At 69.7% G+C, this 21,938-nt stretch carries 25 protein-coding genes and 1 tRNA gene; 16 read left to right on the top strand and 10 right to left on the bottom strand.

All coding sequences use genetic code 11. The features are described from left to right. Positions 1 to 44: 44 nt before the first annotated feature. Positions 45 to 1,178, bottom strand: coding sequence for an FAD-dependent oxidoreductase (locus L8M95_RS06405; protein WP_260488659.1), 1,134 nt, complete (start codon positions 1,176 to 1,178; stop codon positions 45 to 47). A gap of 13 nt (positions 1,179 to 1,191) precedes the next feature. Then, a complete protein-coding gene (locus tag L8M95_RS06400; protein ID WP_260488658.1) occupies positions 1,192 to 2,115 on the bottom strand; it encodes a DUF1295 domain-containing protein in 924 nt (307 codons plus the stop codon). Positions 2,116 to 2,426: 311 nt separating this feature from the next. Here L8M95_RS06400 and L8M95_RS06395 point away from each other — a divergent pair, with 311 nt between their 5' ends. The 7 genes from L8M95_RS06395 to L8M95_RS06365 all read left to right on the top strand — a co-directional run bounded on the left by L8M95_RS06395 (position 2,427) and on the right by L8M95_RS06365 (position 7,201). Beyond that, on the top strand, positions 2,427 to 3,038 hold the full coding sequence (locus L8M95_RS06395) for a hypothetical protein (protein WP_260488657.1): 612 nt from the start codon (positions 2,427 to 2,429) through the stop codon (positions 3,036 to 3,038). Positions 3,039 to 3,084: 46 nt separating this feature from the next. Continuing rightward, the gene (locus L8M95_RS06390) at positions 3,085 to 3,681 is read left to right on the top strand and encodes an alternate-type signal peptide domain-containing protein (RefSeq protein WP_260488656.1); all 597 of its coding nucleotides are present in this window, start codon (positions 3,085 to 3,087) and stop codon (positions 3,679 to 3,681) included. 10 nt (positions 3,682 to 3,691) lie between these two features. Continuing rightward, positions 3,692 to 4,228 (top strand): hypothetical protein, encoded by a 537-nt coding sequence (locus L8M95_RS06385; RefSeq protein WP_260488655.1) that lies wholly within the window; start codon positions 3,692 to 3,694, stop codon positions 4,226 to 4,228. After that, positions 4,225 to 4,908 (top strand): signal peptidase I, encoded by a 684-nt coding sequence (locus L8M95_RS06380; RefSeq protein ID WP_260488654.1) that lies wholly within the window; start codon positions 4,225 to 4,227, stop codon positions 4,906 to 4,908. The genes L8M95_RS06385 and L8M95_RS06380 overlap by 4 nt, the downstream gene beginning before the upstream one ends. A 64-nt stretch (positions 4,909 to 4,972) precedes the next feature. Next, complete coding sequence (locus L8M95_RS06375) at positions 4,973 to 5,554, top strand: SipW-dependent-type signal peptide-containing protein (RefSeq protein ID WP_260488653.1); 582 nt, start codon at positions 4,973 to 4,975, stop codon at positions 5,552 to 5,554. Beyond that, positions 5,551 to 6,084: a signal peptidase I gene (locus L8M95_RS06370; protein ID WP_260488652.1), complete on the top strand. Its 534-nt coding sequence runs from the start codon at positions 5,551 to 5,553 to the stop codon at positions 6,082 to 6,084. The genes L8M95_RS06375 and L8M95_RS06370 overlap by 4 nt, the downstream gene beginning before the upstream one ends. Further along, positions 6,077 to 7,201, top strand: coding sequence for a hypothetical protein (locus L8M95_RS06365; RefSeq protein ID WP_260488651.1), 1,125 nt, complete (start codon positions 6,077 to 6,079; stop codon positions 7,199 to 7,201). Before L8M95_RS06370 ends, L8M95_RS06365 begins: the two co-directional genes overlap by 8 nt. A gap of 11 nt (positions 7,202 to 7,212) precedes the next feature. On the opposite strand, the gene L8M95_RS06360 is transcribed toward L8M95_RS06365, so the two are convergent. The 5 genes from L8M95_RS06360 to L8M95_RS06340 form a co-directional block, all read right to left on the bottom strand. Next, positions 7,213 to 7,285, bottom strand: a tRNA-Gly gene (locus tag L8M95_RS06360). 138 nt (positions 7,286 to 7,423) lie between these two features. After that, positions 7,424 to 7,714, bottom strand: coding sequence for a DUF4287 domain-containing protein (locus tag L8M95_RS06355; RefSeq protein ID WP_260488650.1), 291 nt, complete (start codon positions 7,712 to 7,714; stop codon positions 7,424 to 7,426). Positions 7,715 to 7,755: 41 nt separating this feature from the next. After that, positions 7,756 to 8,313, bottom strand: a complete 558-nt coding sequence (locus tag L8M95_RS06350) for a dihydrofolate reductase family protein (protein ID WP_260488649.1) — start codon at positions 8,311 to 8,313, stop codon at positions 7,756 to 7,758. A 175-nt stretch (positions 8,314 to 8,488) separates the two neighbouring features. Beyond that, positions 8,489 to 9,463 (bottom strand): sigma-70 family RNA polymerase sigma factor, encoded by a 975-nt coding sequence (locus tag L8M95_RS06345; protein ID WP_260488648.1) that lies wholly within the window; start codon positions 9,461 to 9,463, stop codon positions 8,489 to 8,491. Between the two features lie 76 nt (positions 9,464 to 9,539). Further along, complete coding sequence (locus tag L8M95_RS06340; RefSeq protein ID WP_260488647.1) at positions 9,540 to 9,899, bottom strand: Rv2640c family ArsR-like transcriptional regulator; 360 nt, start codon at positions 9,897 to 9,899, stop codon at positions 9,540 to 9,542. A gap of 97 nt (positions 9,900 to 9,996) precedes the next feature. Here L8M95_RS06340 and L8M95_RS06335 point away from each other — a divergent pair, with 97 nt between their 5' ends. The 8 genes from L8M95_RS06335 to L8M95_RS06300 all read left to right on the top strand — a co-directional run bounded on the left by L8M95_RS06335 (position 9,997) and on the right by L8M95_RS06300 (position 16,033). Then, positions 9,997 to 10,512 (top strand): ArsI/CadI family heavy metal resistance metalloenzyme, encoded by a 516-nt coding sequence (locus L8M95_RS06335; protein WP_260488646.1) that lies wholly within the window; start codon positions 9,997 to 9,999, stop codon positions 10,510 to 10,512. Between the two features lie 86 nt (positions 10,513 to 10,598). Beyond that, a complete protein-coding gene (locus L8M95_RS06330; RefSeq protein WP_260488645.1) occupies positions 10,599 to 11,564 on the top strand; it encodes a hypothetical protein in 966 nt (321 codons plus the stop codon). A gap of 119 nt (positions 11,565 to 11,683) precedes the next feature. After that, a complete protein-coding gene (locus L8M95_RS06325) occupies positions 11,684 to 12,094 on the top strand; it encodes a YciI family protein (protein ID WP_260488644.1) in 411 nt (136 codons plus the stop codon). 309 nt (positions 12,095 to 12,403) lie between these two features. Next, positions 12,404 to 12,709, top strand: a complete 306-nt coding sequence (locus L8M95_RS06320) for a DUF3072 domain-containing protein (protein ID WP_312027449.1) — start codon at positions 12,404 to 12,406, stop codon at positions 12,707 to 12,709. 13 nt (positions 12,710 to 12,722) lie between these two features. Next, positions 12,723 to 13,964, top strand: a complete 1,242-nt coding sequence (locus tag L8M95_RS06315; RefSeq protein WP_260488643.1) for an RNA polymerase sigma factor — start codon at positions 12,723 to 12,725, stop codon at positions 13,962 to 13,964. A gap of 129 nt (positions 13,965 to 14,093) precedes the next feature. Further along, positions 14,094 to 14,735: a hypothetical protein gene (locus L8M95_RS06310; protein ID WP_260488642.1), complete on the top strand. Its 642-nt coding sequence runs from the start codon at positions 14,094 to 14,096 to the stop codon at positions 14,733 to 14,735. Between the two features lie 150 nt (positions 14,736 to 14,885). After that, positions 14,886 to 15,311: an organic hydroperoxide resistance protein gene (locus L8M95_RS06305; protein WP_260488641.1), complete on the top strand. Its 426-nt coding sequence runs from the start codon at positions 14,886 to 14,888 to the stop codon at positions 15,309 to 15,311. A 200-nt stretch (positions 15,312 to 15,511) separates the two neighbouring features. Further along, positions 15,512 to 16,033 (top strand): cupin domain-containing protein, encoded by a 522-nt coding sequence (locus L8M95_RS06300; RefSeq protein WP_260488640.1) that lies wholly within the window; start codon positions 15,512 to 15,514, stop codon positions 16,031 to 16,033. Between the two features lie 45 nt (positions 16,034 to 16,078). Here the strand turns inward: L8M95_RS06300 and L8M95_RS06295 are convergent, their stop codons facing one another. Both L8M95_RS06295 and L8M95_RS06290 read right to left on the bottom strand, forming a co-directional pair. Next, positions 16,079 to 16,834, bottom strand: coding sequence for an SDR family NAD(P)-dependent oxidoreductase (locus L8M95_RS06295; RefSeq protein WP_260488639.1), 756 nt, complete (start codon positions 16,832 to 16,834; stop codon positions 16,079 to 16,081). A 55-nt stretch (positions 16,835 to 16,889) separates the two neighbouring features. Further along, positions 16,890 to 17,756 carry an enoyl-CoA hydratase-related protein gene (locus L8M95_RS06290; protein ID WP_260488638.1) on the bottom strand — a complete coding sequence of 289 codons (867 nt, stop codon included), beginning with the start codon at positions 17,754 to 17,756 and terminating at the stop codon, positions 16,890 to 16,892. Between the two features lie 131 nt (positions 17,757 to 17,887). On the opposite strand from L8M95_RS06290, the gene L8M95_RS06285 reads away from it, so the two are divergent. Next, positions 17,888 to 18,961, top strand: a complete 1,074-nt coding sequence (locus L8M95_RS06285; protein ID WP_260488637.1) for a uracil-DNA glycosylase — start codon at positions 17,888 to 17,890, stop codon at positions 18,959 to 18,961. Between the two features lie 158 nt (positions 18,962 to 19,119). Here L8M95_RS06285 and L8M95_RS06280 read toward each other — a convergent pair whose 3' ends face one another. Next, positions 19,120 to 21,930: an aconitate hydratase gene (locus L8M95_RS06280; RefSeq protein WP_260488636.1), complete on the bottom strand. Its 2,811-nt coding sequence runs from the start codon at positions 21,928 to 21,930 to the stop codon at positions 19,120 to 19,122. Between the last annotated feature and the right edge of the window lie 8 nt (positions 21,931 to 21,938).

Here is a 21,938-nt window from a genome sequence, read left to right as displayed (position 1 = left end):
TCGCCGCGGGCGTGATCGCCGCGGGCGTGATCGCCGCGAGCGGGTCATCGCGGCCGGCGCCGCACCCCGCCGTAGATCCCCTGGCGGGTTATGAGGCGCTGGAGCAGCATGTCGGCGGCCCACGCCGGCGTCCGGATGCCGTGGCCGGTGGGCGCGAACACGATCAGGCCGTCGCGGAGCGGACCGAGCACCGAACCCCATCGGCGTGGCGGCCGGCGGTAGGCGCGAAGCGGTCGGCCCGCGAGATGCGCCCGGATGTTGCGCGCGAGCAGGACGTGTCCGCGGTTGCGGGCGGAGGTGCGCAGCGGGTCGGTGGCTGCGACATCCCCGACCGCGAACACGCCCGGGTGACCCGTGACCTGCAGCGACGGCTCCACCGCGACGAATCCGCGGTCGTCGAGCATCCCGTCCGGAAGCCACGCGGTGTTGGGTGTGACGCGGCCGATCGCCCAGATCACCGCCTCGGCGTCGGCGGGCGGCTGCCCCGTGGTCCAGGTGACGGGCCCGCCGGTGAGGTGGCGGGTGTCGTGGCCGGGCGGCAGGGCCGCGCGGTGACCGGGGTGCAGGCCCACGCCGAGACGCTCGAGCCGGGACCGCACGCGCAGCCAGACCCGGTGGTGGTGATGGGGGAGCGCGCGCCCGCCGGGGAAGTAGAGGTCCACGGCCGTGGCCGGCCACCGCTCGGCCACCTGCGCGGCCGCGCTCACCGCCGCCGCGCCGCCGCCGATCACCGCCACCGAGCGCGCCGACGCGAGTCGCCGGTGCGGCGAGGCGAGCTCGGCGTCGACGCCCGCCGCATCCCGCAGCGCGGGGTGGCGCCAGAAGCCGTTGGTCACCCCGGTGGCGACGACGACGACGTCGTACGGTTCCTCGGACACTGTGCTATCGCCCCCTGTGCCGTCCGCGAGGGTCACGCGCACGAGCCGCTCGCGGGTGTCCAGGCCGGTCGCGGTGCCGTGCACGATGCGCGTGCGGTCGAGTCCGCGGAATCGGCGGTAGGCGATGCGATAGTCCCGCGCCCACGCCTCCGGCCGGGCCAGGCGCAGGCCGAGCTCTTGGCCGCTGACGAACTCGGGTGTGGCGGTGATGCCCACGACGTCGGCGTACCGGCGCAGCGCGATGGCGGTGAGGACGCCCGTGTCGCCCAGGCCGACGATGACGACGCGGGGTCGGGTCACAAGCGGGGTCGGGTCACGCGCGGGACGCGCGGGGTGCGCTGTCCCGGGGCGGCCGCGGGCGGGACGCGCCCTTCCCGGGCGGCCGCGGGAGGAACCGGGACACGCGCTGCACGACGTCGCCGTAGGCGGGGCGGCGTTCGAGGCTGCGGCGTTCCATCATCGGGATGCTCACGCCCAGGAACATGGCGAGCATCGCGGCGGCGCCGACGAACACCCACCACGCGCCGGGCCACGCGGCCAGACCGAACAGGGCCATCGACAGCCAGATGCCGCACTCGCCCACGTAGTTGGGGTGCCGCGACCACGACCACACCCCGGTCTGCATGACCTGGCCCGGCGTGCGGGTGGCGAGGAAGCGGTGCATCTGCAGATCGGCGACCGTCTCCAGGGCCAGTGCGGCGATGCCGACGGCGAACGCCACGAAGTCCAGCCAGCCGAGCGGCTGCCCCGCGCGCGTGGCCACCACGTAGACGGGGATGAGTCCGGCGAACACCACGAGGGTCGGGAAGACGTGGATGCCCATGAGGTCGGCGACGAGCCCGAACCTCCCGGCCCGTTCGCGGACCAGCGGGTAGCGCCAGTCCTCGTGATGCATTCCGGGGAAGGTGCGGACCCAGTTGGCGGTGAGGCGGATCGCCCACGCCACCAGCACGGCCATCATGAGCCACCAGCGGACGTCGTTCACGCCGGCGTCGGCGGCGACCCACCAGTAGAACGCCAGCAGCGGCGGGATGACCGACCAGTAGGCGTCGTAGGTGCTGGAGTTCCCGAATACGCGGCTGGCCGCGAAGATCACCAGCGTCGCGACGAGGTCGGCGATCAGTCCGTCCAGCCACAACCGTCCGGTATCCGGACCCCACACCAGCCACGCCAGTCCGGCGGCGATGGCGATGACGTACGCGAGGGTGATTCGCAGGAGGGACGCGCCTCTACTCATGGCAGGAGGCTAGTGCGGAGCGGCGGAGCCGGCCGGCGAAACAGCGAATGTGGCGGGGCGGTTCCGCCGGTTCGGCCTGGTCGGCGAACGCGGGCCGGGAGGAGACGGGAAGCCCTCGTCGTCGTCACAGCTGCGGAAAAGCTGGGAAAAAGCAAAGACGAAGCTGAGACCGTCATTAAATTACGGTTGCCAGCAAAGCGCGTGGTCGCCTGCCTGACTCAGCCATTGTCTCAGCCTATTGTCAGCGACTTCCGTTGCAGCGCAATGGAAACCAGTTGCCGACGCTCGGTGTTGGACATACGTTCGCGACTGTGGATCCGGATGCCCGTAGGGCTGCGACAGTGGGGTCGGTCGCGCTGGCCGGCGTCGCCCTGGTGGGCCTCACCCGCGTTCTTCCGGACGAGCCGACGATGTTCGACCTCAACGCCTCCTGCCTGCAGTTCTCCCAGGACGGCGGCGAATTCTGGGGGCCGGTCGGAGAGATCACGCCCGACCGGGCGATCAGACCGGTCCCGGGTGGCGAGTACGTCCACGCCGACTTCCTGGCGCGGAACACCTGCGACGTCGCGGCGACGCTCACGGTCTACGCCGGGCGATGGCACGTTTCCGACGCGGCGACGGGCACCTGGCGAGCGGACTTGGCGGGAACGGCGGGCGAGCCGACGACGCTGACCGGCCCCGCCCGCCAGTCCGACTGGGGCGTCCTGCTCGCCGCGACGTCAGCGCCGCAGGGGCGCGCCATCCCGGTGACGCTCCTGCTGGGAATGCCCGGGGGCGAGGCGATCCAGGACTACTCGATCACTCCCGGCTGGGCCTTCGCCCTGGAGGACACCGCGCCATCACTCAGGAGCCCCGGCGACCGCGTGCCGATGGGGCGCCTGGTCCACCTCGACAGTCCGATCACGCACCTGGGGGCCGGATGAGCCCCCTCGACCCCGCACCCGCGGTGTCCCGATGGAAGGAATAACGATGACCCAGACCGACCGTAACCAGACCGACCGTAACCAGACCGACCGCAAGCCCATGAAGAAGACCACCAAGGGCGCACTCGCCGCGGGTGCGGCCGCCCTGCTCCTCGCCGGTGGCGCGGGCACCTACGCCGCGTGGACCTCGGACGGTGGGGACTCCGCGGGCGGCACCGTGACCACCGGACGGCTGGCGGTCGAGCAGGTGCCGGAGAGCGCCGAATGGACCTGGCAGACCGCCGGACGCGAGGGGGACACCTTCGTCCCCGCCACCGACACTCTCGTTCCGGGCGACGAGATCCGGTTCACCAGCGACTACCTCCTCGACATCGAGGGCACCAACGTCTCGGCCGAACTGGTCGCCACCAGCGGGGCCACCGGAAGCGGAACGGGTGGCGCCCTCCCGTCAGGACTCTCCTGGACGCCCGACACGGGTAACACCTTGACCAACCTCAACGAGGAGCAGCACGACGACACGACGGTCACCGTCGGCGGCACCCTGACCTTCGCGGGCACCGAGACGGGATCGATGGACCAGACGATCAACGTCAACGACCTCACCGTCACCCTCCGGCAGACCGCCCCGGCAACCGCGTCCTGATCGAACGACGATGAAGGCCCCTGTCTCGTGGACGCTCGTGGGGGCGTCGGTGCTGCTGCTCGGGTTTGTCTCGCTGCAGGTCACCGACGCCGCCTGGCGGGACTCCGAGACGACGGCCGGCGACACCATCCGGACCGGCCACCTCAGGATCACCGGCCCCGGCCAGGTCGCCCTGGACCTGTCGGGGCTGACGAAGGAGAACATGAACACCGGTGACCGCGCGCAGGTCCCGCTGCGGGTGGTCAACGACAGCACCATCCCCGTGAACTACCGGCTCGAGGGCGTGACGGCCCGGGTATCCACCACCCCGCCGGCGGTGGACCTGCGGGTGGCCAGGGTCAGCGATGCGTCGGCCTGCCCGACCTCCGGCCCCCTCGGCACCCCGGGCGCCCAGGTGTACTCCGGCGCCATCACCAGGGCCGTGACCACGGACACCGCCCTCGCGACCGGCGCCACCGACGTCCTGTGCCTCACGACCACCGCCCAGACGGTCACCCCCGGGCAGAGCGGGCGGTACGTCTTCACGTTCAGGGCAGCTCAACGATGAACGATCACCCCGTCGGTGCCCACCGCGCCCAGGCCGGGCCTACCCGGTCCCGGTCGTTGCCCCCGTCCCCGGCGGACGAGTCCACGTCGATCGGCTGGTGGCTGCGCACCATCGGGGGCTGGGTGTTCCTCCTCGCGTGCGCGGCGATCCTGCTGGCCCTGGTCGTCGTCCCCAGGGTCAGCGGCGCCCAGGCCTACACGGTGCTGACCGGGTCGATGGAACCGACGATCCCACCGGGCGCACTCGTCGTCGTCCGCCCCACTGCCGCGGAGGAACTGCGCGCCGGCGACGTCATCACGTTCCAGCCCAACTCCGGTGACCCGACGGTGGTCACCCACCGCATCATCGGCGTCTTCTACGACCAGACGGGTCAGCAGGGAATCCACACCCAGGGCGACGCCAACAACACGCCGGACGACTGGGTGCTCGTGCCCGAGCAGGTGCGGGGCGTCGAGTGGTACTCCGTGCCCCAGCTCGGCCGCGTCAATCTGTTGCTCACCGGCGAGATGCGGGTCATCGGGATCGGCGTGTTGGCCGGCGGGCTGCTCGTCTACGCGGCGTGGATGTTCGCCGGAGGTCTGCGCGACCAGGTCAGGGAGCGGAAGGTCGCTGGGGGACGCGGTGGTCACCGCGCTGTGGCCCGCGCGGGTGGAGGGGACGACGACGATGTGGGCCCGTAGCCGGAACCCGTGGCGCGGCCCCCGGTGGCGTGACCACGGGTGGCGCGAATCCCGGTGGACCCGGGTGAGGGCGGTATCGGCCCTCGGCATGATCTTCGGCCTCGGAGCGGTGGGCACCACCGCCACGTGGTCGCAGACCGTCACCGCCGAAACCGGGCTGTTCAGCACGGGTTCGGTCGACCTCAAGATCAACGGCGCGTCCCCGAGCTTCTCCTTCGCCCGGGTCCTCAATCTCAAGCCGACGGGAGGCACGTCCGACACCGCCGGGATGATCACCCTGCGCAACGACGGCGCCATCAACCTGAAGTACCTCATGGACATGCAGGTCAGACCCCTGACCACCGGGGTCGCCACGGCCGGCTCGCAGCGGGGCGACGCCGCCGCGCTCGGGAACAACCTGACGATGGACGTGTTCGCCGGGGGCACGGGCACAGCCACCACCTGCACCGGCGGGACCCCGCTCGTCACCGCGCGGGTCCTCACCGCCGACAGCACCACCCGCGGGCTGCTCACGACCCACCGCACCATCGACCGGGCCGGCACGGATGCTCTGTGCTTCCGGGTGAGTCTGAAGAGCACGGCGCCGATCACCACACGCATGGCCCAGGTCGGGGTCACCTTCACGGTCAACGCGGAGGTCAAGTGAGCGGGCGGCGGCGGCGCGAGCTGGCCCTCAACCTCGGCGCCTCGCTCGGGCTGCTGTGCGTCGTCGCGGCCTCCGTGTCGATGTTCCTCGGGATCACCCCTCTGGTCTTCCGCTCGGGGTCGATGTCGCCCACGATCACCACGGGCGCGCTCGCGTTCGCGAAATCGGTGGACGCCGACCAAATCGAGGTGGGGGACATCGTCAGCGTGGTCGATGCCTCCGACGTTCGGATCACGCACCGTGTCACCGGCGTTCAGCCGATGGGCGACGGCAGTGCGAGTCTGTGGATGCGCGGAGACGCCAACGATGCGGACGATCCCACGCCGTACATCCTCACCGGCGCCGACCGGGTGTTCTTCCACGTCGATCACCTGGGCTACGTGGTTGCGTGGCTGACGAACCCGGTGGCGGTCTTCGTCGGCGGCATGATGGCCGGTGGCCTCGTCGTATTCGCGTTCGGTCGAACCCGCGCCTCCGCCGACACTGTCGACGAGACGGAGTCCGAAAGTGAAAGGACCGGCCGTGGTTGAGTCGCGCCGACAGAAGTTGGCATTCCGCGGTGCTGTCGCCGTGGCCGGGGCAGTTGCCGTCGCGGCCAGCATGACGCAGGTCGTGGACACGATGGCGAACCCGGTCGCCGTGCGGACGGCCACGCTGCCGGTCTCGACGTCGAACTATTTCCCGACGCCATTGGCCACGAACATCTCTTGCACGACCGGCGGAATCGCAGGGTTCAGAACTGCGACTGTGAGTTGGACGGCCCCGACCCCACCACCCGGCAAGCCGCCCTTCCGATACAGGGTCGTCTGGCTCCTGGATGCAAAGACGGAGAAGTACAGATTCGACACGTCGAACACCTCGACCGGCGCGTTTCGGATCCGGGACCAGGTGGGGATCGGTGACGCCACCGCGGAGTCCTACCGAATCATGGTGCACACCATCAACCCGGAGAACTCGAACGCAGTCTCGACCGGCTCCGTCAGCTGGACGGTGTACACCCCGACGACCCCGTCCACGCGATGCTCAGGCGAAACGGGGTTCCGCGCTGAGAATCAGCCCTGGGAGAACCAGGAGGCCTGGACGCCGCTCCCCACCGGGTTCACCGCGGCGCCCGCCCCACTGAGGATGTTCATGGGGCTCGCGCAGGCCGTGGACGAGGACGTACTCGCGGACCCGCTGCCGACTGATGCCCCGGTGGGAGACCTGGCCGGCGCCACACCCACCGCAACGCCCGAAGCAGGCCACTCGCCGGAACCCACTCCGCCCCCCGATTCCGGCCCGACGTTCACGCCCGTGATTCCCCCGCCGACCTCCAGAGGGGAGGGCCCCACCTTGAGCGAGACAGCAACCACCAGCGCGCCCGGATCGGCTCCCGCACCGGAGGGGGACCCCACAGACACGACGTCGACTGTCCCATCGGCACCGACGGCCGGCATCGGTGACGGGCCGATCTCTGTGGGAACGGCCGAGGCGCGGCTTGCCGAAGTGGATGGGAAGCCGCAGGTCATCGTGAGCTCCAGCGGGGTGCAGGTGTGCGCCGCCACCGTTCCGGGGGCCACCGCGATCGAGGAATCGGAGGGCTCGATCAGGGTTACCGGCGGCGATCAGACGAGAGTCGTCGACCCGGCCACCTGTCAGATCACCTGATGTCACATGAGAGCGGATGACGGGATTCGAACCCGCGACCCTCACCTTGGCAAGGTGATGCGCTACCAGCTGCGCCACATCCGCATCGCTTCCGCAGGCTCGCTCTCGCTCACCGCGTTGCGGATAAGAACATTAGCCCATGCCTCGCGAGCGCGCGTCGGGGAGGTGCCCCCTGGGCGCGTTCTCTGGGTCGGCAGCCCCGTCACTTCCACCCGTCACCCGTCACCTGTCGGGATTCGTGGCCGCCCCGTCCAGCCACAGCGTGTCGGTGGCGTCGGAGTGGGTGCCTCCCGATCCCACGTGCTTGGGGTCGATCTTCGGACCCTTGGTGATGACGTGGACCAGGGCCATGCCGTGTCCGCGGCCCAGGTCGTAGTCCTCCTTGAGCCAGGCGAGGATCGGGCCGGCCTTGGTTCCGGGACCGAAGCCCTTCTCGGTGGCGGCGTCGACCAACTGCCGGGGCGTGAGTCCGGTCTTGGTCTCGATCGTGTCGAGGTAGGCCTGGAATGACATTGGGATCTCCTTGCCGGTGGGTGGCGGGGTCGGTCAGTCGGTCAGTCGGCCGTGTCCCGGCGGACGGAGTAGGTGGCGAGGATGTTGCCCGCCCGGGTCTGGGTGGAGTTCAGCAGGTGCAGGCGCGTGGTGGGGACGGAGTCGTCGAAGAGCCTGCGGCCATCGCCTGTGATCACAGGGTGGATGGTCAGGGTGAGCACGTCGACCAAACCGGCCAGGACCAGTCGTCGGGTGGTCTCGATCCCGCCGCCCACGGCGATGTCCCCGCCGGGCTGGGTACGCAGCTGCTCGAGGTACTCCGCCGCGTCGCCGGAGACGATCGTGCTCGTCCACGGCAGCTCACCGGTCAGCGTTGAGGTGAGCACATGCTTGCGGATCGGGTTGACCCACTGGGCGAACGGGTCGTCGGTGTACGTCGGCCAGAACCCGGACCATTCCTGCCAGAGCGTGCGGCCCAGCACCAGGTCCGTGGTGGAGGCGGTCATCTGCTGCATGGACTGCATCTCGTCGGGGCCGAACGCGTCGAACTGCCAGCGTTCCGCGTGCTCGGACACGCCGTTGAGCGTGGAGAACATGTGCGCGGTGATCTTGCGGCTCATGATGATCCCTCCTGCGGGGTTTCGGTGGCCGGTCGAGCGGGTGCCCGTGGCCGGGGGAGCTGCCTTCACAGGGGTAGACGGGATGGGACGGCGAAACTGATCGGTGCCGCGAGGTTTTCCTTGGCGCGCCGGTAGGCATGCAGGCCGGCGGGGCTTGGGGCACCGAGATCCTCGCCTACGGCAACCGTGCGGGGAGGCCGAACTCGGAGAAGTGGTGCGCGCCGATGAAGTGGGTGATGGCCGAGATGCGGCCGGCGTCGGAGTCGAGGACGTGGATCGCGAACGGCTCCCAGCGCTGGTCTCCGACCGCGTGATAGACCGCGACGGCTGGTCGGCCGTTGGCGGAGGTCGTGATGGTGCGCGCGTTGCGGCAGACCTCACCCGGACCGCGCCACCACCGTTCGATCTCCGCCGAACCGCGCAGCCAGAGTTCGAACGGCGGCATGGAGAACTCGGCGTCGTCGGTCAGGAGTGTGACCAGCCGGCCGACGTCGTAGGCCTCGAACGCCGCGACGTACTGCTCGAGCAGGCCCGCGTCGACGTGCGGGTCGGGGCGGGGCGACGACGACGAGGTGTTCTCCGTCGGGTGGGGGAGCGCGATCTCGTGCTGGGACAGGGTCTTCCGGGCCCGGGCGAGCGCGGAATTGACGGAGGGGAGCGTCATCCCGAGGAGTTCGGCGCACTCCGCGGCCGAGTGGTCGAGGACGTCGCGCAGGAGCAGCACGACCCGCTGCCGTGGCGGCAGGTACTGGAGGGCGGCGACAAAGGCGAGTCGGACGGACTCGCGCACGACTGCGGTGGCGGATGGATCGATCCCCAGATGCGCGTCGCTCGCCGGGCCGATCCAGGTGACCTCGGGCAGGGTCGCCAACATCGTGGGGTCGTCGGGCACTGCGCCGGGTTCGGTGAGGTCCGTGGGCAGGGCCCTGCGCTGTGGAGCCCGGGTCATGTCCAGGCAGACGTTGGTGGCGATCGAATACAGCCACGTACGCAGGGACGATCGGCCCTGGAACCCGGCGCCGTCCCTGGCTTTCCACGCGCGGAGCATGGTCTCCTGGGTCGCGTCCTCGGCCTCGGCGAAGCAGCCGAAGTAGCGGTAGCAGTAGCCGAGGATCTCGCGCCGGTAGTCCTCCGCCTCGATCGTGTGCACGGAACACAGTCTCCGCCGTGGCGCGGCGGTCGTGGGGTGGTTTGCGCCTCGACTGAGTGGTCAGCCTGCCGGGCGGTCAGCGGCAGCAGTTCGGGTCGAGCACCCCCCGCAGGGCGTCGAGGGACTCGGCGCGCGCCCGGTAGTAGACGTTCATGCCGCGACGTTCGGAGACGACCATGCCGGCCTTGCGCAGCTGCCCGAGGTGGTAGCTGACGGTGGATTCGGCCAGATCGACACCCGTCGCCAGATCGCAGGTGCACACGCCGTCGCCGCTGTCGGTGAGCAGGATCGACACCAGCTTGAGGCGGACCGGGTCGGCGAGGGCCTTGAGGCGCAGGGCCAGCTCGAGGGCGGCGGCATCGTTCATGGGTGCGGCCGACACCGGGTCGCAGCAGATCGGCCCGCTGACGTCGATCACGGGGAGCGCTTTGGGCATGAATAAAGTGTAGCGACCCTCTTGACATATATCGAAGACCAGGAGCATTCTGGTGGAGCCAACTAATTCGATATATGTCACACAGGTGGAGGCCGCCATGTCCCGCGTTCAACTTGCCCTCAACGTCGACGACCTGGACGAGGCCGTCACGTTCTACTCCAAGCTCCTCGGGGTCCAGCCGGCCAAGCTCAAGCCCGGCTACGCCAACTTCGCGGTCACCGAACCGCCGCTCAAGCTCGTCCTGCTCGAGAACCCCGGCACGGGTGGCTCGATCAACCACCTCGGGGTGGAGGTCGAGTCCTCGGAGAAGGTCCACGCCGAGATCGCGCGCCTTACTGGCGAGGGGCTGTTCACGGACGAGGAGATCGGCACCACCTGCTGCTTCGCCACCCAGGACAAGGTGTGGGTCACCGGGCCGGCGGGGGAGAAGTGGGAGGTCTACACCGTCCTCGCCGACTCCGAGACCTTCGGTACGAGTCCCCAGCACCTCGACGGCCCGGCCGGTGCCGATCGGGTCGACCCCGACGGCGGCGTGTGCTGCGGAACCGCAGCGGCGCCGCCCGAGCCGTCCGCCCAGGCGCCAGCGGAGGGCGCCGACAGCTCCTGCTGCTGACCGCAGACCGGGCAGCGTCGATCACCTTCGTCAACGTTCTTGTCGGACCCGCGCGATACAACTGGGGTCCATCGAAGGAGGCCATCATGTCTGAGGCGTTCGACGTCCGAGTGGTCGGAAAAGAGCTGCACATCGGTCCCGTACGAATCGGGTTCCAGCGCACCTTGCGTATCCCCGAGGATGGGCTTCATCCCCTGCCGCCGGGTCTCGGGTTGTTCCCGATCCGGAGGGTTCAGGATTACCCCGACACCGCCCCGGCGGAGTGGCTGGCCCGCGGCGGCGTCATGCTCCCCGTCTACCAGCGTGAGGCCATGTGGATCTCGCTGGACAGCAGCGAGCCAGCTGCGCTGCAGGTGGGCATCGGCAAGGTGTGCGCCATCAGCGGCGAGGAGTGGGACGAGTCCCTGTCGCAGGACCCGCAGAACTATGCGTCGTTGCCGGATCAGCCCTGGCTGGACGGGATCAATGCCGGCGACGGGTTCATCCGGCAGTTCGTCGCAGTCCCCTTGGGCCTGGGGGCGACGGTGGAGGGACAGGTGACTGGCCGCGAGGAGCACGGTGGCGTGCAATTGCGCGCAGTCGGCCTGACGGCTGCCGCGCTCGAGGACCGGGGAAAGTCGTACGACGACGACTTGATTTGCTACAGCGGCATGCCGCTGACCGAGAGTGCACCGGCCATGGGGCTCGGGGCCGGTGGTCGGATGCGCCAGGAGGTCTACGAAGACGACCGCGAACTCAGCGACTACGACGAGTCCAGGTCCGGGCGGGTCTTCGTGCACCTCTGCTCGGCAGCGCAGTGGACGGCGATCACGGGGGAGGTGCCGCCTGCGACGCCCGTCGACCGAGATGCCTACACCGAGGCAGGTCTGCCCTGGTTCGACTACTTCGACGCTGATCGCGACGACCTCGCCCCCGCCGAGTCACTCAAGCGCGTCAAGTCCGTCGGACAGGCGCTGGGCGGCGACGAGGACGCGCATCCCCCAGTTCCGCCCGAGAGCATCGTGAAACTCAAGCACCCCTCGGGAGACACCGTGGAAGACGGGGCCTGGTAGTTCCCGAGCCCGCGAGCTCGCGCCGATCGCCTCCGGCCCCGATGTCGAGAACCCGCGAACTGTTCCGTCTCCCCAGTGAAGCGACCACACTGGGTCGCACAGCACGAGGAGGTTCAGTCATGGCCAAGTACCTGTTGCTCAAGCATTACCGCGGCTCCGCTCCGGAGGAGCCCACCTATCCGCCGATGGGCGAATGGGACTCCGACGACGCCGCTGCCCACTTCCGGTACATGGAGGACTTCGCGAACCGACTGCGGGACTCCGGGGAGTACGTGGACTCCCACGCACTGTCGGAGTCGGGGACGTGGGTGCGGTACGACGGCGAGGGCCGCCCGCCGCTGACCGACGGCCCGTTCGCCGAGACCAAGGACCTGATCGCCGGCTGGATGATCATTGATGTGGCCGACTACGACCGGGCCCTGGCGCTGGCGTCCGAACTGTCCGCGGCCCCGGGGCCGGGCGGCGAACCGATCCGTGAGTGGCTCGAACTGCGGCCGCTGCTCTCCGCCCCCACGGAGATCGAGGACTGACTGGTCGGTCGCGACTCGGGTCCGCGGTAGAGCTCGCGGGCCCGAGTCCTCGTCAACGGGCCCGCAGAGACCCCGGCCAGCCCAGCGCTCGACGGGATGCGCGCCGGGCGCACCACCTGACCTGTCCGATTCCGACTCACCTGCGGGGTCCCACGGGTCAGGCGGAATCCGACAGGTCAGCTGGTGAGCCGAAGCGACAACGCGGCACACGGGGACGTCCGATCGGACCTCCTGCGGTTCGTCGCCTCAACCGCCACGGGTCCTTTCGCGGCGGTGGTCCGGCCTCCGGCTCGGGCGTACCGTGCGGTCATGACCAACCCGGACATGACCAACCCCGAAATGGCCAACCCCGCGCCCGACCCGGACCAGGGCCGCGCAGAAGAGACCCTCGGTTCGCCCGTCCCCGAGGGCCGGACCGCCGACGGCGGGTCGTTGCAGCGCGATCCCGACGACTGGGTCACCGGCGACGAGCCCATGACCGAGGCGCAGAAGAGCTACCTCGACACCCTGGCCCGCGAGGCCGGCGAGGAACTCCCTGCGACCCTGACCAAGGCCGAGGCCTCCGAGCACATCGACCGACTGCAGAAGAACAGCCCGCGCACCGGCCACGCCTAGCCGAACCGGTGCCATGACCGCCCCCGACCTCCGGGCGCTGACGCCGCAGGTCATCGGCATCCTCATCCGCCGCGGCGCCGACTTCGCCACGGCGGAGGACGCCGTCCAGGAGGCGCTCATCGAGGCGCTGCGCGTCTGGCCCGACGACCCACCACGCGACCCCCGCGCCTGGCTGACCGCCGTGGCCTGGCGCAGGTTCCTCGACATCGTCCGCTCCGAGGGCGCCCGTCGGCGTCGTGAGCAGCGGGCGGCGGAGGAGCAGGGGCCGGGCTCGTCGTCGTCGGGCCCCGCCCGCACCCACCCCGCGGGCCCGGCTGCGGGGACCGCGCCGGCCGGCGACGACACCCTCTGGCTCTACTTCCTGTGCGCCCACCCGTCGCTACCGATGCCGTCGGCGATCGCGCTGACCCTGCGCGCCGTGGGCGGCCTGACCACGCGCCAGATCGCGCAGGCGTTCATGGTCCCCGAGGCGACCATGGCGCAGCGCATCAGCCGCGCCAAACGCACCCTCGCCGGGCAGCGACTCGACCGGCCCGGCGACGTGGCGACCGTGTTGCGGGTGCTGTACCTGGTGTTCAACGAGGGCTACACCGGCGAGGTCGACCTGGCTGCCGAAGCCCTGCGCCTGACCCGGCAGCTGTCGGCGGCCATCGACCACCCCGAGGTGCGGGGCCTGCTCGCGCTCATGGTGCTGCACCACGCGCGCCGGGCGGCGCGGATCGGCGGCGGAGGTGCGACCCGCGACGACGGCGACGGTGCCGACGGTGAGGGCGACGACGACGAGCTGATCCCCCTCGCCGAGCAGGACCGCACCCGATGGGACGCGCGAGCGATCGCGGAAGGCGTCGCGATCCTGCAGGCAGCGCTCGCACGCGACCAGATGGGGGAGTACCAGGCGCAGGCCGCGATCGCCGCTCTGCACGCCGACGCCGCGAGCACCGCCGAGACCGACTGGGCTCAGATCGTCGAGTGGTACGACGAGCTACTCGCTCTGGCGGACAATCCCGTGGCGCGGCTGGGGCGGGCCGTCGCCGTGGGGCACGCAGACGGGCCACACGCCGGGTTGGCAGCGCTCGCCGATCTGCCCGAATCGCTGCCCCGGCTCGCCGCCGCCCGGGCATACCTCCACGAGCTGGCGGGGGAGCCCCGACCCGCCGCCGAGCTGTACGGCCGGGCCGCCACCGAGGCGACGTCGATGGCCGAGCGTCGGTACCTGGGCCGCAAGGCTGCTGACCTGGGCCGGGCGTCGTCATGACGGGACCGTGGTGATCTCGGCGGCGGCCGATCCGGGGCCCACGTTTCCAGCATGTTTCGAGTCGGCCGAGCCCCTCGCCGTGGCCGTACGCGAGGTCTAACATTCGCCGGAGAAGGCGAGGTGCTCGCGATGACTCTTCAGAACCGGGTCGCGTCCCGGAAGTCCGTGTCCGAGGACACCGCGGAGCGTGCGCTGCGGGACCTCGACGACCGCCACTTCACCGAGGTCATGCTGCGCGAACTGCGGCGCCGCCGGACGTTCCTCAGGGTGGCCGACCAGGTCGACGGCGCCCTGCGGACAGCGCGGTTCCCGATCGGGGATCCGTTCCGCCCGCCCGCGGACCCTGCCGCCGCTGCCCGTCGCGCGATGATCGCCTCCGCAGTCCACAGCGCTGTCCTGCAGGTGCCCCACGCCTGCTCGTCCGAGGCGTGCGAGATCCTCGTCCAGCGGGGCGTGGTGTCCCGCTCCACGCCTGCCGATGCGCTGCGGACGTTGGCGCGGGACGGCCGACTCATCGTGCTCCGCGGCGACCGACGGTGGGTGTACCCGCGCTTCCAGCTCGACCACTTCGACCCGCGCGACCCGGACAACATCGTCGCCGTGATCAACCGGATGCTCGACGCCGGCCACTACCCCGAGGCCGCCACCGCATGGTGGACCGCGCCGGCCGACTCCCTGCCCGACCGTCGCTCGCCCATGCGGTTGCTCGGACGCGACCACGACACACTCCGCCAGCTCGCCGGGGCGTACGCGGCCGCGGCCGACCTCTGAGCGGTTCGACCGAGCGTGGAATAGTCCGCGGCGGGGGTGACTCCGAATCCCTTCCGGCCGCCCCGACCGGGCGCCACGACCCCGACATCGCCCGCTGCCGCGGCGTACGTTGGGCCACACCTGCACGCCCCCCACCCGAGGAGATCCTGAATGTCCGATGCGCTGTACACCGTCGAAGCCCTCTCCACCGGCGGCGGCCGGGACGGGCACGTCGCCACCGCCGACAAGGCCGTGGACCTGGAGATGGCCCCGCCCAAGGAGCTCGGCGGCTCGGGCGAGGGAAACAACCCCGAGCAGCTGTTCGCCGCCGGGTACGCCGCCTGCTTCCACTCCGCCCTGCAGAGCGCGGCGCGGGCGAAGAAGGTCACCATCGACGGCTCGTCCGTGGGCGCGCGGGTGTCGCTGGTGCGCTCGGGCGAGGAGAGCATCGACATCGCCGTGGACCTCGAGGTGATCATCCCCGGCCTCGAGTCCGAGCAGGCCGACGAGCTGGCGAAGCTGGCGCACGAGATGTGCCCGTACTCCCGCGCCACGAAGGGCAACATCGACGTCACCGTCTCGGTCGGCGAGGACTGATCACCGGCTCCCGGGCCGATTCGCGGACGTGCGGGTCGGCCCGGTTGTCGTCATCGGCGCAGGAAGCGATGCGTTATCGCAGCTGCGCGGGACGACGTAGACCGGAAATCGCCCTCGTTCGCTGATAACGTGCAAAGGGCCGACCGTAATCTCCCTACGGTCCGAGCCGACGCAGGGACAAACACGCCATGCACCTCAGAGTGACCAGATCCGTCATCGCCCTACTCACCGGTGTCTGCGTCCTGGCCACCGCCGCGTGCAGTCCCGACGACCCGACGGCGGAGTCGCCCGAGGTGAGGACCGTGAACCCGACCGAGCCGCTCCCGCCCGCCTCGACGATCGCGGGGTCGCAGCCCTTCCTGGCCGTCGACATCGTGCAGGGCCGGCAGTCCCGCCCCGTCGACCTCCAGGTGGACGGCGGCGACGACGGCGTATCGGTGACCTTCCGCGAGATCACGATCGAGCCGGGGGCGAGCACCGGCGAACACTGTCACTACGGATCTCTGATCGCCGTCGTCAAGCAGGGCGAACTCACGCACTACTCCGACGGCCACCCCGACGGCCCCCGCATCTACCGCGTCGGGGACTCGAACATCGAGGAAGCGGGCTCGATCTACGAGAGCCGGAACCACGGGACGGAGGACGTGGTTCTGATGGCGACCTACGTGACCCCGGCGGGTAAGGAACTCCTCGAGACGGACCTGACGAAGTGTGAGGCGTGACTGCCCCGCTCGTCGGCTGAGGAGCCAGCGGGGGGTCAGCGGGGGTCAGCGGGGAAGCTGCCCGTCGTCGATCTTGATGACGGTGCCGGTGACCGCCTCCGACGCGTCGGACACCAGGTAGAGCAGCGTCGAATCGATCTGCTCGGGCTGGCCGAGGCGCTGACGGGGGAGCCCGGGCGCGATGTCGCCGACGCGGGCGAGCATGCCGTCGGTCATCTCCGAGGCGAAGACCCCCGGAGCGATCGCGTTAACGTTGATGAACCTGCGCGACCACTCCACGGCGAGGGCCTCCGTCATCCGACTGACCGCGGCTTTGGTGGTCGAGTAGAGAGCCGCTCCGTTGCCGTCGTACTGGTAGGCGCTCATCGACGTGACGTTGACGATCCGGCCCGGCACCCCGGCCTCGATCAGGCGGCGGGCCACGCCGGTCGCCATGAGCCACGGGCCGCGGACATTGGTGTCCAGCACGGCGTCCACCAGCTCCAACGACATCTTGTGCGCACGCTGCGCGTCAGGGATGCCGGCGTTGTTGACGAGGATCTGCGGGAGGCCGATCTGCTCGGTGACTCCGGTGAGGCAATCCTCGATCGAGGCGGGATCGGTGACGTCGAGCCGAACGCCGTGCGCCTTGCCGCCGCTCCGGCCGATCGACTCGACGACCTCCCGGATCCGTTCGGTGCGCCGCCCGGTGACGACGACAGTCGCGCCCGCGCCTGCGAGTACGTGCGCGAATCTGGCACCGAGTCCGGCCGTCGATCCGGTGACGATCGCGACGCGACCCGTGAGGTCGTCAGCAGTCATGGTGGGGTCCTATCGGTCGTGGGCCCGAGAGCGGCCGGGGTAAGGAGAAGCCGGGTCAGGAGAAGAGGTCGGGCAGGCCGTCGGACACCCGATCAGGGAACTCCGGCTCCTTCTTGGCGAGGAACGCGGTGACGCCGGCGCGGACATCGGCGGACCTGCCGCGGGTGAAGATGCCGATCGATTCGGCGCGGTGGGCCACCTCGGGGTCGGGCGCGCCTAGCATGCGCCACATGAGCTGACGGGTCAGCGCGGCCGACACCGGCGACGTGCCGCGCGTCATCTCGCGAGCGACCTCGATGGCTCGCGGGAGAACCTCGTCGGCCGGGACCAACTCCCGCACCAGACCACGCTCGAGTGCCTCGGCGGCGAGGATCGTCTTGCCGCCAACAGCCCATTCGATCGCGGTCGAGATGCCCACGATGCGGGGCAGGAACCACGTCGAGCACGCCTCCGGGACCAGGCCCCGGCGCGTGAACACGAACCCGAACTTGGCGGTGTCCGCGGCGATGCGCACGTCCGTCGGCAGGGTCATGGTCACCCCGACGCCCGCGGCCGACCCGTTGATCGCCGAGATGACCGGCTTGGTCATGCGGAAGATGCGCAGCGCGACCTGACCGCCGGTGTCCGGCGTGGCGTCGCCGGTGTCGGCATCGGGGTCAGCGGCGAACGTGTCGCCCCCGCCCGAGATGTCGGCCCCCGCGCAGAACGCCCGGCCCGTGCCGGTGAGGACCACGGCACGCACATCGTCGTCCGCATCGCAGTTGTCCAGGGCGGTGATGATGTCCGTCAGGTTCTCGTAGGTCGCCGCGTTGAGCCTGGCCGGACGATTGAGCCGGATCACGGCGATCTCGCCGTGGCGATCGAGGATGACCTCGGGCTGGTCGGGCGAGCTATCGGAAGCCTGATCCGGCGAGGGCTGCATGATGTCGGACGTTACCTGCGCCGAGCAGCGGCGCTGGCCGGATCGCGTGCTTTGCATACCAAGAGCCGAGGGACACTGACTGCCTCACTGTTCACAATGTTGCTGTCGTAGACGTGTGCGAAGGTGGCCGCATGAATCAAGGACAGAATGACCTGGTCGCCACCATCACGGAAATGCGGACTGGGCCCTTCGTGCCCGGGCGCAACGCGGCAGCGGAGGCGCTGGCGGAGAAGAAGCGCCATCTGCGTGCTCCACACGTCGCGGCTCTCAACGCAGTGGCGGATTCGGTAGCGGACGCAGAAGGGCTACAGCATGGACTGGTGCCGTACGTCGATCCGCAGCTCGGGGGCGTTGACGCCCGAGTGTTAGTACTACTCGACAATCCGTCGACCAAAGCGGAAGCGGGAACTGGTTCTGGCCTGCTCAGTCTGGAGAACGATGATCGCTCCGCGAAAAATTGTGCAACCTTCTACAACGACGTCGAGCTGGGCCCGGAGTTGTTCGTCCATTGGAATGCCGCGCCGGCTCCGATCGCAGGCGAGAAGAACGGTGCGTCGTCGCCGGCTGAACGCGAACGGGGCGCGGGGTGGCTCAGGGAGATTGTCGCACTGCTCCCCAAACTTGAGGTCGTTCTTCTCATGGGTGACCACGCGCGGGATGGGTGGCAGCGGGCGGGTCTCGATCTTCCGAACGTCCACGTTCCCGAGGACGTTCCGCATCCATCGCAACGAGGGCTCAACAATCGAGACGGCAGGACGCGACTCCGGAGAGCACTACTCGAGACGAAGGACGTGCTCGAGGGGCGAAAGAAGATCGCCACCCAGGCGTCCGCCCACTCGTCCCAGATACCGGCGCCAAGGGCCGGTGCGCCAGCGCCTGTGTCCGGAACGTGGGCCTGGTGGCCCACATTCGAGCACTACTGTGCACCGGGTTCCGCCCCGCAGGGCGTCTCGGCGGACTTCAAGAAGATCGAGCGCTCAATTGACCAGGCCGACATTCCGAACGGCAAATGGGGAGTCATAGCGCGAAGAGTCGGGTCGGATTGGACCATTGTGTCTCGACGTAAAGACGGACGGACAGTGGACCTCGCTGACTACCAGGCGGTCAAATACGACGGGGCGCGTCAAGGCGGTTCGCGAGGAAACCTCGGTCCGGTGCCGCCGGGTCACCAGCTCAGCATGCGCACGCGGGACCTCGACGCCTGACCGAATACTCGTCACGTTCGGCTCTCGCCGCAACTGCGGGTCGTCGGCGGGCGCGCACCTCGTCGTCGTCGTTGTCGTTGAGACCTCCGGTGCCGGGGCGGCCCCAACGCGCGTCGCGTCGGTGGGCTGGGTCGCGGGGCGTGGGGCGGGTCGTGGGATCAGAGCATCTGGCGGAGCATGTACGGCAGGATGCCGCCGTGCTCGTAGTACGCCTCCTCCGCCGGGGTGTCGATGCGGACCTTCGCCGTGAACTCGACCGTCGAGTCGCCCTCGCCGGCCCGGACCGTCACCTCCTCCGGAACGCTGTCCCGGCTCTCGAGCCCGGTGACGGAGAACAACTCGTCGCCCTTGAGGCCGAGACTCTCGGCGGACTCGCCCTCGGGGAACTGCAGGGGCAGGACACCCATCCCGATGAGGTTCGAGCGGTGGATCCGCTCGTACGACTGCGCGATCACCGCCCGGACCCCGAGCAGCGACGTGCCCTTGGCCGCCCAGTCCCGCGACGACCCGGACCCGTACTCCGCCCCGGCGATCACCACCAACGGCACTCCCTCCTCGGCATAGCGGTTCGAGGCGTCATAGATGCTGGTCTGCTCACCACTCGGGAAGTGGGTGGTGACCCCGCCCTCGGTGCCGGGCGCCAACAGATTCCGGAGCCGGACGTTGGCGAAGGTGCCACGGATCATCACCTCGTGGTTGCCGCGCCTCGACCCGTACGAATTGAAGTCCGCCGGCTCGACCCCCTGCTGCTGGAGGTACTCGCCCGCGGGCGAACTGGGCTTGATCGCCCCGGCCGGTGAGATGTGGTCGGTGGTCACGGAATCGCCCAGCAGCGCCAGCACGCGGGCGTCGGTGATGTCCCGCATCGGCTCGGGGTCGACCGCCATGCCGTCGAAGTACGGCGGCCGGCGGATGTAGGTGGAGTCCTCGGTCCAGTCGAACTTGTCACCCCCCGGCACGTCCATGCCGCGCCAGTTGTCGTCCCCGTCGAAGACGTCGGCGTAGCCCTTGGTGAACATGTCGGCCTCGAGATTGGCGTCCACGACCTCCTTGATCTCCGCCGAGGTGGGCCACACGTCCCGCAGGTAGACCGGCTCTCCATCCGAGCCCGTTCCGAGCGGGTCCTCAAGAAGGTTCTTGCGCATCGTCCCGGCCAGCGCATAGGCGATGACCAGCGGCGGGGACGCCAGGAAGTTCATCTTGACCTCGGGGTGGATGCGGCCCTCGAAGTTGCGGTTGCCCGACAGGACCGCGGCGACGTTGAGGTCCTTGTCATTGACCGCCTTGCTCACCGCCGGGATCAGCGGCCCGGAGTTGCCGATACACGTCGTGCAGCCGTAGCCGACCAGATCGAACCCGAGCTCCTCCAGGTACGGGGTGAGGCCGGACCGGTCGTAGTAGTCGGTGACGACCCGAGACCCGGGGGCCAACGTCGTCTTGACCCACGGCTTGGGCTTCAGACCACGCTCCACGGCCTTCTTGGCCAGCAGCGCCGCTCCGATCATCACCGAGGGGTTGGACGTGTTGGTGCACGAGGTGATCGCCGCGATGACCACGTCCGCGTGGTCGAAGATCACCGGCGACTCGTCGCCGTCGATCATGATCTCCGCCGGATCGCTCGGCCACCCGAGCTCGGCGTTGGCGGTCAGCTGCTCCTCGGAGTAGTGGCGGGGAGGCTCGTTCTTCGCCGTAGTGGAACCGGGGGAGACCGGGTCGCTGGCAGGGAAGGAGTCCGCCGAGGCGTCATCCAGACTCCCGTCGTCCTTCTCCGACCGGTTCTTCTCCTCGTCGAGATTGCCCAGCACCACGGCCGGCGCATCGCCCAGCGCGATGCGGTCCTGCGGCCGCTTGGGCCCGGCGATCGACGGGACCACCGTCCCCAGGTCCAGCTCGATGACCTGGCTGTACTCGGCCGGGTTGTCCGGGTCGTGCCACAGGCCCTGCTCCTTGGCGTAGACCTCGACCAGCTCGATCTGCTGTTCCGACCGACCCGTCAGCCGCAGGTAGTCCAGCGTCTCGTCGTCTACCGGGAAGATGGCGCACGTCGAGCCGAACTCGGGGCTCATGTTGCCCAGTGTCGCCCGGTTGGCCAGCGGGACCGCGGCGACACCGGGGCCGAAGAACTCCACGAACTTGCCCACGACGCCGGTCTGGCGCAGCAGCTCCGCGACTGTGAGGACGAGATCGGTTGCCGTGGTGCCCTCCCGCAACTCGCCGGTCAGCTTGAGCCCGATCACCTCCGGGATGAGCATGCTCATCGGCTGGCCGAGCAACGCGGCCTCGGCCTCGATGCCGCCGACGCCCCAGCCGAGCACGCCGAGTCCGTTGACCATAGGCGTGTGCGAGTCGGTTCCGACCAGGGTGTCCGGGTAGGCCTGGATCGTGCCGTCGGACCCCTCGCGGGTGAACACGACGCGGGACAGATACTCGAGGTTGACCTGATGGCAGATACCGGTGTTCGGCGGGACCACCACGAAGTCGGCGAACGACTGCTGCGCCCACCGGAGGAGCTGGTAGCGCTCCTGGTTGCGGCCGAACTCCAACTCGGCGTTGACCTGGAACGCATCCGGGCGGCCGAAGACGTCCGCGATGATCGAGTGGTCGATCACCAGCTCGCCGGGGATCAGCGGATTGATCTTCTTGGGGTCGCCGCCGAGATCGGTGATCGCGTCGCGCATCGCCACCAGGTCCACCACGCACGGCACCCCGGTGAAGTCCTGCATCAGCACCCGGGCGGGTGTGTACTGGATCTCCCGCTCGGGCCTGGACCGGGGTGTCCACTCCCGCAGTGCGTCGACCTGCTCGGCCGTCACCACCCGGCCGTCCTCGTTGCGGAGGAGATTCTCCAGCAGGACCTTGAGGCTGTAGGGGAGGGGGACCGTGGTGGAGACGCGGTCGAGTCTGTAGACCTCGTAGTCCACGCCCCCGACCGTCAGCGAATCCCTCGAATCGAAGCTGTTGGCACTCATGGCCGGCC

The sequence above is a fragment of the Dietzia sp. B32 genome (assembly GCF_024732245.1).
GTDB lineage: Bacteria > Actinomycetota > Actinomycetes > Mycobacteriales > Mycobacteriaceae > Dietzia.
Note: the sequence above shows the minus strand (reverse complement) of the source record. Positions and strands in the feature narration are given on the sequence as shown.